The sequence below is a fragment of the Crossiella sp. S99.2 genome (assembly GCF_023094165.1).
Taxonomy (GTDB): domain Bacteria; phylum Actinomycetota; class Actinomycetes; order Mycobacteriales; family Pseudonocardiaceae; genus Crossiella.
The window spans coordinates 120,228-133,165 of the sequence record NZ_JALMDK010000009.1; the positions used below are offsets into that span (position 1 = coordinate 120,228).

Here is a 12,938-nt window from a genome sequence, read left to right on the forward strand (position 1 = left end):
AAGTGCCCTTGAAACCCGTACACCTGGCGAGGCCGTTCAACGGGACGGTCCCCCCTGGGGATTCCAGGGGTTGCCCCCCACCCCTCGGCGGTCACGATCGGTGACGGGCAGCCCAGCCGCCGGGCTGGTGGCGTGCGGTGTGGCCGTCGTGGCAGGGCTTGCACAGGCCGCGGCCGTGCGCGGGGTCGTTCGGGTCGACGCCGTCGGCAACCAGCTGGCGGCGGGACCGGGGCCAGTGGTCGGCGACCGTGGCCGGGCGCTGTCCACACAGGACACACACCGGGTCCCGGCGGAGAACTCCGGGCCGGAAGCGGGCGCGGTGGTCCCGGCCATAGCCGCGGGCGGCTGCACTACCGCGGTGCCGATCGGATGCCCGACGGACGCTGGCAAGCTGATTCCGTTGGTGCGTAAGGCATCGGGCGCCAATCGTGGCAGCGGCCGGGCAGTCAGCTTCAACGCAGGTGGACGGGGCACGCGGCAGAGGTCACCTCCGTTCAGAACTGGGTGCTCCCGCTGAGACCTGCGAGACACACCGCTGACACTCGCCAGCTACACAGGTGGTAGCCGCGGGGTAGTCGATTGCCCCACTGATGGACCCACCGATTGGCCGTCCGATTGACACTCCGATTGGCGCCCCACTCGACAGACCACTTGGCAACTCACTCGACAGGTCGCTTGATAGTCCAGTGGGCAGATCAGCAGACGGAGCGATCCGGAAGAGTGGATAGATTCTATTCGATAGAAATTCGCGAAAGATTGCGGCGCCAACTCGTCCCATAACCCGGCTAAAAACTTGCCGGAACTTGAACCATAACCCTTCCCACCTGGGGTTTTAGAACGAGTGTCAACCAAACATTTCACTCTCATGAGTGAACTTTATGGCAGTTGATCTTGCTGGCAGTGTCGACCAGTTGGCCAATTACCAGCGACGATATGGTGATCCATGCAAAAACGCCCGTTTTTGACATCGAGCAGCGATTCGACATGGAGAGTTGCTCTCGCATACTGTCGCCGCCATCGAACGCGGCGCATCCGGATGCACTCCGCGGATAGTTCAATCCCAGAGAGGCGACAGGGGGCCTGATGTCCCGAGTAGACGATCACGCAGGCGAGCCAGAGGGCGACTGCAACTGTCCGGACCTGCGCCCGCGGCGGCTGACGTTCGCGCAGTGGTTCTCGGTGCGCATCCGTCAGGCTGACGAGGGGGTCCGCACGCTCTACGAGTGGGCGTGCCTGTGGCGCGGCGGGCCGCCGCCTGCGTGGCGGCCACGTCGGCGGCGGCGCGTTGCCGCGGGGGTAGGGCTGGGTGCGCTCCTGGCCGCGCTGCTCGCTTGGTACTACGGCGGCTAGACGCCTGATCTCCTTGTGCGCCAAGGGGTGAGGAGAGCCCCGGCGCGGGGGTGTGCGCCGGGGCTCTCAACTCAGGGGGGTGCTGGGTACAAAACACCAACGTGACTGAAGGTACGTTACAAACCCCGAGTTGTCTAGATACATTGCAGGGTGACCTCGGTCACTTCTGCATGCTGTTGATCGCGTCGGCCACGGCGTAGAGCACGGTCCGGCCGCGGTGGGTGCGCCCCACCTTCCGGCGCCACCCCTGCCGGTGGGCGCGCACCCGCACCGCGCCGGGGCTGATGCCCAGCCGGGTGGCCAATGCCTCGGCGTCGGCGGCGGCCTCGCCCGGCAGCAGGCCCGGCGCGGCCGGGCGCTCCCCGCTCACGCGGCCCGCCGCAACGGCCGGGCAGCACGCGGGGTCTGCGCGTAGGCCAGCTCCGGCCACTGGGTGAACGGCCAGGCCGTGCCGCAGCCGCGGCAGCGGATCACGTCGGCGCTCAGCCCGGCCCGCAGGTGCACCCCGCAGGCCACCGGTTCCCCGTCATCACCCAGAACGCGGGTTGGGCAGTGGCCCACCGGGATGGTGCGGTCAAAGTCCCCGCAGGCCGCGCGTAGCTGGGTGTGGATCTCGCGGAGTTCGGTGGCGAAGTCGGTGATCCAGGACCGGCTGATCAGCCAGCCGAGGTTGTAGGAGAGCACGCGGGCTTCGCCGGGCACGGTGGCCGGACCGCGCCGGGCGAACAGGCCGCGGTCGGCGCGCACGGCTTGTGCCCATGCGGAGAGCACGGCCACGACGCTGTGTGGGTCGCCGTCGTCCACGCGGGTGGTGCGCGGGTCCCGCAGGGCAATGACCGCCAAGCGGGCCGGGGTGCCCGCGGTCGGCCCCGGCGAGCCACGCGGGGTGTCGGTGGGCAGCGATCCGGACTCCAACACCTCGGGCAGCAACCCCCACAGCTCCACTACGTCGTGGAGCGCGGCGGCCAGCTGGTTGGCGCACGGCCCGCACACCAGCCACCCCAGGTCGGCCACGGCCGGGCGGGCGGCCGGGCAGTCCAGCACGCACCGCCGGATCGAGTTCGTGATCATGGCTGTTCACCTCCATTGCCGCCGCCCGCAGGCGGCGGCCCGTTCCTCTTCGGACTGTCCTCTATGGATGATCAACAAAAATGCCGGCATGGGCGTTTCCGCTGGTCGAAGCCTCGGCCTGAAAGCGGGAGTCGTGGACCCCGTTCAGGTCGGTGTGGTCGCCGGAGCGGGTGAGCCTGCGGCAGCGTTGCCGGGGCGCGGCCTCGCAGACCGGGCACGGGCGGTCCAGGGCGGCCTGTTCGGCCTCGGTGCGGTCGGCCCACCCCATGGCAGCGCGCACCCGGGCGGCGCCGCGGGCGGCAGCGGCGGCGGCCTGCTCCGGACTGATCCGGTTGACCGCCAGGACCGCAAGGCCACCCTCCCGGTGCCGCTGACCGCGCCAGGCGCTGACCAGCACTTCAGGCCGGAGCGGGTCCCGGCTACGGCGGTAGTGCTCATTGGCCGCGGTCCAGGCCGCGGGTAGCGGCACGGCGGTAAGCACGGCGGCCCAGCTGCGGGCCACCTCGGCCGAGGGGCGCGGTATCCGGGCGTCCAGGGATGCCACGTGGGAGAGCAGCCGGGCGGCTTCCTCGGGGTTCACCGTGGCCCCTGCCAGCTGCTGACCAGGGCGGTGAACTCCCGGTCCACCTCGGCGCCGTCGGCGGCCGGGGCCGGGCCGGGCGGGTCGTCGGACTCGGCGGCCAGCTCCGCCGCGACGGCGGCCCACTCGTCGGTGCGGCTGGCCTGGACGCTGCGTTCGGGGACCTGCCGCATGACCTCGGCGACCAGCGAGGGCAGCGCCCGCGGGCCGAGGGGCCGGGCCGACCAGCGGCGGAGTCCGGCGGTCACCGTCTCGGCGGGGATGCCCTCGGCCAGCAGGCCAGCGGTTTGGTTGATCAGCTCACGCTGGACGTCTTCGGGCTGGCGGGGAACCGCGCTCAGGACCAGGCGCACCGAGACGTTGGCCGGGCCGGACGTGGGGGCGGAGTGCTCCGGCCCCGGGGCGGCGGCCTCGTGCGCGGGCGTGCCCGCGTGAGGCTGCTGGTGGGGGTGTTGGGTGCTAGGTGCAGGTGCCCCCTCTACTCCCTTTACGTAACCACCTACACCATTGCCGGAGGCCACCCCCTGAGCCTGGGCAACGTCAGGGGTTGGGTCAGGGCCTCCCAGCAGGGCAGACACGACCGGTTCCACCTGATGGCCCACCCGGTCGGCGGGCAGACGGCGCAAGTCGGCGGCCAGGTCCGCGCGAATGCCCGCGGAGTGGATCAGCAGCGCCTTGCGCAGCGCGACGGCCAGCATGCGGGGCTGTTTCCACAGACCGTCATCGGCAATGAAGCCTCGGACTAGCACTTCCTCGGTGTCCTCATCCACTGTCACGAACTCGGCCGTGGCGAGTTCGGCCAGGGCGGCGGAGACCTCGGCCGGGGTGGTGCCGTGCGCGCCCGCGGCGAACTTGCGCCGCAGCAGCGGGACCACCCCGGCAAGGCTGCGGTCCGGGTGGGACACCAGCTGGGTGTAGAGCCATTGGGCGTCGCGCCCGAGTGCCCGCCAGCGCGGGTCACTCCACCGCGCGATCCTGAATTGGGCGTACTGCTGGCCGGACACAGTGTTCCTCCACAGTGGATAGACAGGTATGGGTCAGCACCCGGCCGCGGCGGGCCGGTGCGGGGTTAGGCCGAGGCGCAGGCGGATGCGCCCGGTGGTGTAGCTGGACATGCGGGTGACCGCAGCGATACGCGCATCGGGATAGCCCCGAGCGTGCAGCACCGAGACGACCAGTTCGCGCTGCACCGGGGTCAGCTCCTCGGCCACCAGTCGCCCGGCGATGCAATGCCGGGCCGCGGTCAGGTCGGCGCGGGCGGGCCTCACGCGGCCCCCGGTTCCTGCACGTCGGACAGGTCCAGGGTGTAGACAGGCTGGGGCTTGCCGCCGTTGCGGCCGGTGGTGGTGTGCTCGGCGGGCACCCACCGGCCGGTCGGGCGCAGGATGCCGTGGGCCACCAGGCGCTTGACCGTCGCGCCGATGACCGGCGGCGCCACCCAGCCGGGCACGTGCGCCCGCCACGTGTTCGCGGTGACCTCGGCGTCCGGGTGCTGCTGCCCGGCGGCCAGGATCGCGCCCACCACCGCGACGACGTCCCGGTGGTGGAGCGGGTCCAGCACCAGCAGCGCGCACACCGCGGCGGCATCCCCGGCCACCGGCGCCGAGGCGGCCGAGCGGATCACCTCGGCGGCCAGCTCCGCCCAACGGGCAACGCCGGGCACCGCAGCGTGTGCGGTGCCCGGCGTCGGCTGGCCGGTGCTCACGCCCGGTCCGTCTCCTCGATCACGGTTGTGGTCTCCACTGTCACCGTCTCGGTGCCGCAGCCCGCGCACCGGGTGGTCTGGATCGTGCTGCGGGAACGGATCACCACCCGGCGTGTGCGCGACGGCGGGTCGGTGATCCGGCGCAGCCATGCCGCGGTGTTGGCGTCCGGCTGTCCCTGCCGGGCGTCGGCTTCGGCTTGCTGGCGGCGCTGCCAGGCGTCCAGCCATCCGGCCAGTTCGCTGGCCTGCGGCCCCCGGGTAGCGCCGGAGCGGATGCGGGTGGTGTTGGGCACAGGCGTGCTGGTGCGGTTTTTGCGCATGGCGAAGCCGCCTCCCCTGACGGCAGGTGTGTCCACAGTGGATGCCGCGAGCGGATGCTCCGCGGCGGAGAACTCAGCGTGCGGAGCGGGCGGCCTTCATTGCTGCGGTAGCTGCGCGGGCGCCGTTGCGCTCACGCAGTTTGCGGTACGCCTCAAGGGCGCCAGCGCTGATCGTGGGGCAGCCGTGGCCCCGGTTGACTACCAGTTCACCGGCCTTGATCCGGCGCAGCAAGGTGCGCTTGGAGATACGCAGCAGCCGGGCCGCCTCGGCGTAGGTGTAGTCACGGACCTGGTGTTCGTGGTGCTGGTTGGCGTCCAACGCCTGATGCCCCCCTTACGGGTCGCCGGTCGGCGCCCGCACGTCTTCGTCCCGTCTCGTCGGTGCGACCGGAGCACGGCGCCACTGGGGTGGGCCAGGCGGTGAAGCATGCGCGCGGGTGCGGCGGTCAGGACAGTGATCTTCCTTGCTCACCCGGCGGACCGTGCTCCGGTCGCAACCCACACGCTGCCCTTGTACCTGCAACTTTGTCAACAAGTTGTCACCGCTTGTCGCTATGTGTCGCGGCATGGCGTGAGGATCAGACCCCGGTACGGTGCGCGTGTACGACTCAGGGATGAGTCACCTGTGCGACGACACCTGTGTGGGCACCTGTGTAACGGAATGGGTACCTGTGTGGACGTGTAGTCGAACGCACTGACAGAACGCTGACCCGCAGATCCTGGGGACTGCGGGTCAGCACCGCGAACAGCCGCCGGTCAGGGCGGTGAAACGGTGAAGGGCGGTCGGCCGGAGAAGACCCAGCCGACCAACAAGGGGGGAAACCAGTGGCAGAACGTCAAGTCAGATCCGCGGTAGGACAACTGATCCTGCGCCAGGTCGGGAAAGGCTCCGTCGCCGAATACGAGCGACAGAAGGGCTTAGCCGGGGGGACGCTGGCCTACTACCTCCGCCCCACCTCACAGAACCGGTCACGCCGGGCCGGTGTACCCAAGATCAAACAACTGGCCGAGGCGCTGGGGTCCAGCATCGAAGAAGTCTCCGAAGCCTTCGCCGTGGACAGCGGCCTGTGCGCCCTCACCGAGGAGAGCCTGACCGCCGCGGAGAAGAACATGATCGCGGACTTCCGGCGACTCAGCCCCACCAGCCAAGCCGCCTGGGCCGCCGCGGTGGCCGCCTTCGCCGAGGCCGAACAGGGCACGCGGTAGCACCACCGGCCCGTCTCGCGCGGCGCAATCCGGAACTTTCCGCAGCATCCGGACGAATAGCCACCGAACGGGTGATGTTGAATCCCGAATGAAACATCCGCTGGTGTGATCAGCGATCCACGTTGGTAGAGGACTAGAGAACACGCTCCCAACGGGGGGAGCACGCCGAGGGACGGGACACCGGCCGGTGTCGGGGGACATCCGGCCAGACCTCGGCAGAGCGGTGCGGTTCTGGGGAGGACCGCACGGGAGGGGAAACAGTTCAATGGTCATGCCGCTACGCGTACACAGCGACGCAGCCCTGACAGTGCCGTACCGGATCGAAGAGGGGGCAGACGGACTGTTCGGGCTGCGCGTCCGGAAGGGGCTGGTGATCCCAGATCAGCAGGGCCTGGAGCACTTCACCGCGGTGATCGTGGACCTGGCCGAGGCCAACGCGGCCTTGGCCGTCGACCGGAACCACCGGCCCCGGCCCGGCTGCACCGATCTGGTGTTGATCGAGGGCCACGACGTCGACACAGACGCGACCGGCCCCGGACAGGCCCCGGTACAGCAGCAGGTCCCCGGCGAGCGCCAGGGACCTGCCCACTGTGCCTGAGACGGTCAGGTCCGGGTTGCCCGCCGCCCGGCGACCCGGCCCGGCCGTCGGCCCGGGGCACTGGCCCCCACCGCGCTGCGGCGGCCCAGGCGGGTACGCGACAGTCCAGCCGGGGCAGCAGGGCCACGGTCGGCCGGGCGCCGCGAACCGGGCAGCGCACCGTCTTCCCGCGGCGGCTGCACCGGTACCGCACCGCTCGGCACGGTCGGAGTGCTCTGGTCGACCGAACCGCGCATCTGGGCCAGCGTGACCGGCTGCATCGGCGCCGTCTGGGCCTGCTCCACCTGATCCAGGTAGAACCGCATCTCCCCGCCGCCCGCGGCCTTGACATACCGAAGCGACTGATCCGCCTTGGTGTGCCTCATGATCGCCATCATGATGTAGACCGGGGTCTTGGCCCTGGCCAGATTGGTGGCACAGGTGTGCCGCAAGTCGTGGAAGGTCGGCGCCGGGCCGTCACTGCCATCCATGCCCGCCTTCACCCGGGCCTTGGCCCACTCCCGTTGCAGCACCGGGTACTTCACCGGCTGGCCGTGCCCGTCGGTGATCACGGTCTGCTGGTCGGGCTTGCGGTCGGCGCCCGTGCCGCGCAGTTCCAGCAGCGCCGCGGCTGCGCGGGCGCTGAGCGGGATGGTCAGGATGGTCTTGCCCTTGGGGTAGCCGCGCATGGTGCCGTCGGACTGCATGACGTCGGCCACGGTGATCACCTCATGGCCGGGCACGTCCAACTTGATGTTGGCCCACCGCATGCCCAGCACCTCACCCGCGCGCAGCCCGCAGTCATGCGCGATCAGGGCGGTCAGCCACAGGTTGTAGGGCAGGTAGTAGGTCATCAGGCACAGCTCTTGCTCGGTCAGGACCCGGAAGTTGTAGTTGCCCACCTGCGGGGCGGAGAACTCCGAGCACGGGTTGCCGTGGCGGTAGCCCTTGGCCGCGGCGTAGGCCAGGACGTTCTTGAGCACCGACCAGCGCGTGTTGAGGGTGGTCTCACTCCACTTGCGCGACCCGTCCGGGTTGAAGGTGGTGCGCGCGGCGGCCAGCCAGCAGCGGATCTGGTCTTCGCTGATGACGTCGATCTGGGTTTCGCCGAAGAACTTGTCCAGCTGGCGGGCGTGGTTGCGGTAGGAGTTCAGGGTGGCCACAGAGTTGGACTTGTGACGGCTCCACCACTCGTTCCAGACCTCGGTGAAGGTCAGCCGGGTGTCCTTGCGGCGGAAGGTGGGGAGCTTGATCCCCTGGTCTTCGTAGATGCCGAACAGGGCCTTGCGCTGCCTGATCTGCCAGGCGTCGGCCTCTTCCCAGGTGTCGAAGGTCTCGCCGGGCTTGGTCCGGGTGGACGGGTTGTAGTACCGGCCGCGGTAGCGGCCCGACGGCTTCGGCTCCACCCACCCGTTGCCGGGCGCGTCCCGGGAGGCCGGGCTCTGGTTGGTGGTGCGCTTCTTCGGCCTGCTGTTCTTCGGCCCCTTGGTGGCCGGGTGGTGCTGGGTGGTGCTGGGGGTGCGGGTCGGCACAGGTGGGCTCCCTCTACGCACCCGCGCGCACGGTCACCCTGTTTCCCCAGGCTAGCGGAGGGAACCGACAGTTCCGGGGGTCTGCGGGTGGTGTGGGGTAACCGCGTACCCCACGACCCGGTGCAGGTCCTTCACGGTGCTGCCAGATCCGACCGCCAACCTGCGGGAACACCCGCCCCGGCTTCCTGTCGCCGGGGGGTCACGCGATAACGGCCAACACTCGGGGCGGGTTTCCGCTCTCGGCGTGTTGGCCGGTTTCGTACGGTGTGTTTGCCGTTATGGGCGGTGTGTTGGCCGTTGTTGTACGCCTGGTTGGCCGTTGTGGGGCGGGTCAGACGCGGGTGGTGGGGCGGCGGGCGAAGGCGGGGGCGTGTTCGGGGCGCGGGCCGATGCCGACCACGTAGGCCGGGATGCGCTGGAGCACCGGGAACCGTTGCAGCAGTGCGATGGGCTTGGGCACGCCGGCGCCGGTGCGGATCTGGCCGCTGAGGGCCCGGCTGAGCAGGCGCTTGTGCACGAAGCGCTGGAGGCCCTGGAGCAGGGCCGTGGGCAGCCAGCGGCGGCGTTGCACCCTGGCCAGGTCGGCGGGGCGGACCCGGCCGCGGCGCAGCGGGGTGGCGAGCAGGCGGGCGGTGGCCACCGCGTCCTGCACGGCCAGGTTGATGCCCACGCCGCCCACCGGTGACATGGCGTGCGCGGCGTCACCGATGCACAGCAGGCCGTCGGTGTGCCAGCGGCGCAACCGGTTCAGCCGGACGTCGAGCAGCTTCACCTCGTCCAGCGATTCGATCGCGTCCACCCGGTCGGCCAGCCACGGGATCAGGCCGGTGATCCGGTCCCGGAATGCCTGCACGCCCTCGGCGCGGACCTGAGCGTCCGAGCCTTTGCGGATCAGGTACGCGGTCTGGAAGTACTCGCCGCGGTCGATCAGCACCGCGGCGTGGCCCGTGGTGAACCGGCCGATGCCGCCGCTGGGGTCCTGCGCGTGCCGGGGCAGCCGGAACCACCACACGTCGATCGGCGCGCCGAACTCCCTGGTCCGCAGGCCGGCCGCGGCGCGCGTGATCGAGTTGCGGCCGTCGCAGGCCACGGTCAGCCCGGCCCGCAGCTCGCCGCTGGTCCCGGTCTCCCGGTCGCGGTAGCGCACGCCGGCGACCTTGCCGTTCTCCCTGATCAGGCCGGTGACCTCGGTGTTCATCCGCAGCTCGAACCCGGGCTCGCGCCGGCCCGCCGCGGCGAGCAGATCCAGGAAATCCCACTGCGGCACCAGTGCGATGTGCTGATGGTCGCCGGGCAGGTGGCGCAGGTCGCCGACGGGCAGGATGCGGTCCTCCAGCTGCACCCGCAGCCGGTCCACCCGCCGTTGCGGCACCTTGGCGAACTCCTCGCCAAGGCCCAGCTCGTCCAGCAGCGTCAGCGTGGACGGGTGCACCGTGTCGCCGCGGAAGTCCCGCAGGAAGTCCCCGTGCTTCTCCAGCACCGTCACCCGCACCCCGGCGCGGGCCAGCAGCAGGCCCAGCACCATCCCGGCCGGTCCGCCGCCGATCACGACGCACCCCGTGGGGCCCTGGTCAGTCATGGTGATCATCCCCTTTTCAACGCCTGTTGAATAAGGCCAGCATCCTCTGGGGCAACCGGTTCGTCAACCACCGATCGGATGAGTAACCTCTCCGCCGTGAATGAGGTCCGCGTGCGCTTCTGTCCTTCCCCCACCGGCACCCCGCACGTGGGGTTGATCCGCACCGCGCTGTTCAACTGGGCCTACGCCCGCAACCAGGGCGGCAAGCTGGTCTTCCGGATCGAGGACACCGACGCCGCGCGGGACTCCGAGGAGTCCTACGAGGCCCTGCTGGACGCGCTGCGCTGGCTCGGGCTCGACTGGGACGAGGGCCCCGAGGTCGGCGGCCCGCACGCGCCGTACCGGCAGAGCCAGCGCCGGGAGAGCTACCGCGAGGTGATCGCCAAGCTGGTGGCCGCGGGCGAGCTGTACGAGTCCTTCTCCACCCCGGAGGAGGTCGAGGCGCGGCACCGCGCGGCCGGTCGCGACCCCAAGCTGGGCTACGACAACTTCGACCGCGACCTCACCGACGAGCAGAAGGCGGCCTACCGCGCGCAGGGCCGCGAGCCCGTGCTGCGGCTGCCGATGCCGAACGCGGACATCACCTTCACCGACCTGGTGCGCGGCGAGATCACCTTCCCGGCCGGCTCGATCCCGGACCAGGTGCTGGTGCGCGCCAACGGCGAGCCGCTGTACACGTTGGTGAACCCGGTCGACGACGCGCTGATGCGGATCACGCACGTGCTGCGTGGCGAGGACCTGCTGCCCTCGACCCCCCGGCAGATCGCGTTGTACGCGGCGCTGGAGCGGATCGGGGTGGCGCAGGGCACGCCGCGGTTCGGGCACCTGCCCTTCGTCATGGGCGAGGGCAACAAGAAGCTGTCCAAGCGGGACCCGTCCTCGAACCTGTTCCACCACCGGGACCGGGGTTTCCTGCCCGAGGGCCTGCTGAACTACCTCGCGCTGCTCGGCTGGTCCATCGCCGAGGACCGGGACGTCTTCACCATGGCCGAGATGATCGAGGCATTCGACATCGGCAAGGTCTCGGCCAACCCGGCCCGGTTCGACCTGAAAAAGGCCGAGGCGATCAACGGCAGCCACATGCGGCTGCTCGCGCCGGAGGACTTCCGGCAGCGGCTGGTGCCGTACCTGGTGCAGGCGGCCGTGCTGCCCGCGGAGCCGACGGCGGAGCAGCTGGAGCTGCTGGCCGGCGCGGCGCCGCTGGTGCAGGAGCGGGTCGGGCTGCTGGCCGAGGCGGCCGGGATGCTCGCGTTCCTGTTCGCCGAAGAGGATGCGTTCGAGGTTGAGCCGGAGTCGGCGGCGAAGGCTTTGGGCGCGGACGCCGAGCCGGTGCTGCGGGCCTCGATCGAGGCGCTGACGGGTGTGGCGGAGTGGCAGACCGAGGCGATCGAGGCGGCGCTGAAGGGCGCGCTGATCGACGGACTGGGCCTGAAGCCGCGTAAGGCGTTCGCGCCGGTGCGGGTCGCGGTGAGCGGTCGCACTGTGTCACCGCCGCTGTACGAGTCCCTCGAACTGCTGGGCCGGGACCGCTCGCTGGGGCGGTTGGAGCGGGCGCTGGAGGCGGTCCCCACCGCGTCTTGATTACTCAGGATTACCACTTGACCGTGCCAGCCGGGCAAATGTCACCTCTTTAGCAGTCTCGAACACGGCTGGTACGCGTCTAACCTCACCGGGTGACATCCGCGTTAGCGTTCTCCGCTGCCCCGCAGAAGGTCGGCCAAATCCGAGCAGTGTGCTTCGACATCGATGACACACTGGTCGACTATGCGACTTCGGCCCGGCTCGGTTTGGCCGCGTTACTCGGTCACGACAACGGGTGGTCAGCCTGGGAACGCGCAACGGAATGTCAGTTGGCCCGCCTCATTGCCGGCGAGATCGACTACGACACCATGCGCAAGGAGCGATCGCGCACCTTCTTCGCCGATCTCGGTGAGTTCATCTCCGACTCAGAGGCAATTGCCCGCGAGGAACGCCGGGTGGCCGCCATGCGCCGCGCCTGGCGGCTCTTCGACGACGCCGGGCCGTGTCTGGAGTGGTTGCGCGGGGCCGGACTGCGGATGGCCGCGATCACGAATGCCAGCGGGGCGCTCCAACGGGTGAAGCTGGCGGACTGCGGGCTGGCCGAGTACTTCGAGGAAGTCGTCATCGCGGGCGAGTTGGGCGTGGCGAAGCCGGACGAAGTGATCTTCCACACGACCTGCGCTGCACTTGGGATCGCTCCAGAACAGGCGGTGCATGTGGGGGATCGGTTGGACCTGGACGCGGTCGGGGCCCGGGATGCCGGGATGTACGGGGTGTGGCTCGATCGAAGCGGGGATGGGGTTGTCGATCTTCCGCCGCGAGTGTCCGTGATCGGGTCCCTGGAACAGCTGCCGGAGCTGTTGGTGTGCGAGCTGGCGGAGGCCCCGCTGCGAGTGCGTTGAGCTGGGCAGAAGGGGTCCGTGGGGGGTCGATTAGGTATTCGCTGGGATCGTGGTCTAGTATTCATCTCAGCACGGCGGACAGCGACAGAGACTCCGGAACGGAGCCCCTGGGGTTGGCCATCGCGCGATGGGGTATGGTGTAATTGGCAGCACAACGGATTCTGATTCCGTTAGTCTAGGTTCGAGTCCTGGTACCCCAGCAGGAGGAAGCCTAGAAATAGGAATCCTCTGAGCTAGGCCCCGTCGTCTAGCGGCCTAGGACGCCGCCCTCTCAAGGCGGTAGCGCGGGTTCAAATCCCGTCGGGGCTACATCGGTGGAAGCGGTCTGATCCGGAGGAACTGGATCGGGCCGCTTTCGCATTTTAACCCGGGGGCCGAGCCCCCGGACCCCCACGGTGCGGTGGGTTGCGGAACCAGCGGGGTTCTGTTGCGGAACTGGCGGGGTTCTATTGATTTCCATCATTGTTTTGGCCTAGCCCTTTGGGCTGGCCTCGCTAATTGTGATGGGTTCTCTTGTCGATCTGCCTTGTTGATCGTCGCTCGTGGGCTCTCGGCCCGGGGGCCGAGTCGTGGGGTTGTTGCTTGGTTGCAACCT

Annotated in this window: 14 protein-coding genes and 2 tRNA genes; 6 read left to right on the forward strand and 10 right to left on the reverse strand. The window is 69.8% G+C overall.

All coding sequences use genetic code 11. The features are described from left to right. Window positions 1-1,510: 1,510 nt before the first annotated feature. From MZC64_RS31225 to MZC64_RS31260, 8 genes are all read right to left on the reverse strand, one after another. Window positions 1,511-1,720, reverse strand: a complete 210-nt coding sequence (locus MZC64_RS31225) for a hypothetical protein (RefSeq protein WP_247760652.1) — start codon at window positions 1,718-1,720, stop codon at window positions 1,511-1,513. After that, window positions 1,717-2,421: a hypothetical protein gene (locus MZC64_RS31230; protein ID WP_247760651.1), complete on the reverse strand. Its 705-nt coding sequence runs from the start codon at window positions 2,419-2,421 to the stop codon at window positions 1,717-1,719. Before MZC64_RS31230 ends, MZC64_RS31225 begins: the two co-directional genes overlap by 4 nt. A 61-nt stretch (window positions 2,422-2,482) precedes the next feature. After that, window positions 2,483-3,001 carry a hypothetical protein gene (locus MZC64_RS31235; protein ID WP_247760650.1) on the reverse strand — a complete coding sequence of 173 codons (519 nt, stop codon included), beginning with the start codon at window positions 2,999-3,001 and terminating at the stop codon, window positions 2,483-2,485. Beyond that, window positions 2,998-4,005 carry a hypothetical protein gene (locus tag MZC64_RS31240; protein ID WP_247760649.1) on the reverse strand — a complete coding sequence of 336 codons (1,008 nt, stop codon included), beginning with the start codon at window positions 4,003-4,005 and terminating at the stop codon, window positions 2,998-3,000. Before MZC64_RS31240 ends, MZC64_RS31235 begins: the two co-directional genes overlap by 4 nt. 33 nt (window positions 4,006-4,038) lie before the next feature. Then, complete coding sequence (locus MZC64_RS31245; protein WP_247760648.1) at window positions 4,039-4,269, reverse strand: hypothetical protein; 231 nt, start codon at window positions 4,267-4,269, stop codon at window positions 4,039-4,041. Next, on the reverse strand, window positions 4,266-4,706 hold the full coding sequence (locus MZC64_RS31250; protein ID WP_247760647.1) for a hypothetical protein: 441 nt from the start codon (window positions 4,704-4,706) through the stop codon (window positions 4,266-4,268). Before MZC64_RS31250 ends, MZC64_RS31245 begins: the two co-directional genes overlap by 4 nt. Next, entirely contained in the window at window positions 4,703-5,026 is a 324-nt protein-coding gene (locus MZC64_RS31255) for a hypothetical protein (RefSeq protein ID WP_247760646.1), read from the reverse strand. The genes MZC64_RS31250 and MZC64_RS31255 overlap by 4 nt, the downstream gene beginning before the upstream one ends. Window positions 5,027-5,099: 73 nt before the next feature. Further along, on the reverse strand, window positions 5,100-5,345 hold the full coding sequence (locus tag MZC64_RS31260; protein ID WP_247760645.1) for a helix-turn-helix domain-containing protein: 246 nt from the start codon (window positions 5,343-5,345) through the stop codon (window positions 5,100-5,102). Between the two features lie 506 nt (window positions 5,346-5,851). On the opposite strand from MZC64_RS31260, the gene MZC64_RS31265 reads away from it, so the two are divergent. Both MZC64_RS31265 and MZC64_RS31270 read left to right on the forward strand, forming a co-directional pair. Next, window positions 5,852-6,232: a hypothetical protein gene (locus MZC64_RS31265; protein WP_247760644.1), complete on the forward strand. Its 381-nt coding sequence runs from the start codon at window positions 5,852-5,854 to the stop codon at window positions 6,230-6,232. A 370-nt stretch (window positions 6,233-6,602) separates the two neighbouring features. Then, window positions 6,603-6,830 carry a hypothetical protein gene (locus MZC64_RS31270; RefSeq protein WP_247760643.1) on the forward strand — a complete coding sequence of 76 codons (228 nt, stop codon included), beginning with the start codon at window positions 6,603-6,605 and terminating at the stop codon, window positions 6,828-6,830. Window positions 6,831-6,835: 5 nt separating this feature from the next. Here the strand turns inward: MZC64_RS31270 and MZC64_RS31275 are convergent, their stop codons facing one another. Both MZC64_RS31275 and MZC64_RS31280 read right to left on the reverse strand, forming a co-directional pair. Beyond that, the gene (locus tag MZC64_RS31275; RefSeq protein WP_247760642.1) at window positions 6,836-8,341 is read right to left on the reverse strand and encodes a tyrosine-type recombinase/integrase; all 1,506 of its coding nucleotides are present in this window, start codon (window positions 8,339-8,341) and stop codon (window positions 6,836-6,838) included. Window positions 8,342-8,672: 331 nt separating this feature from the next. Next, complete coding sequence (locus tag MZC64_RS31280; RefSeq protein WP_247760641.1) at window positions 8,673-9,920, reverse strand: FAD-dependent oxidoreductase; 1,248 nt, start codon at window positions 9,918-9,920, stop codon at window positions 8,673-8,675. Between the two features lie 78 nt (window positions 9,921-9,998). On the opposite strand from MZC64_RS31280, the gene gltX reads away from it, so the two are divergent. The 4 genes from gltX to MZC64_RS31300 all read left to right on the forward strand — a co-directional run bounded on the left by gltX (window position 9,999) and on the right by MZC64_RS31300 (window position 12,652). Then, window positions 9,999-11,501 carry a glutamate--tRNA ligase gene (gltX, locus tag MZC64_RS31285; RefSeq protein ID WP_247760640.1) on the forward strand — a complete coding sequence of 501 codons (1,503 nt, stop codon included), beginning with the start codon at window positions 9,999-10,001 and terminating at the stop codon, window positions 11,499-11,501. Window positions 11,502-11,650: 149 nt separating this feature from the next. After that, complete coding sequence (locus tag MZC64_RS31290; protein ID WP_247760639.1) at window positions 11,651-12,343, forward strand: HAD family hydrolase; 693 nt, start codon at window positions 11,651-11,653, stop codon at window positions 12,341-12,343. A 128-nt stretch (window positions 12,344-12,471) separates the two neighbouring features. After that, a tRNA-Gln gene (locus tag MZC64_RS31295) sits at window positions 12,472-12,543 on the forward strand. A gap of 36 nt (window positions 12,544-12,579) precedes the next feature. Then, window positions 12,580-12,652: transfer RNA gene (locus MZC64_RS31300), tRNA-Glu, on the forward strand. The last annotated feature ends 286 nt before the right edge of the window (window positions 12,653-12,938 follow it).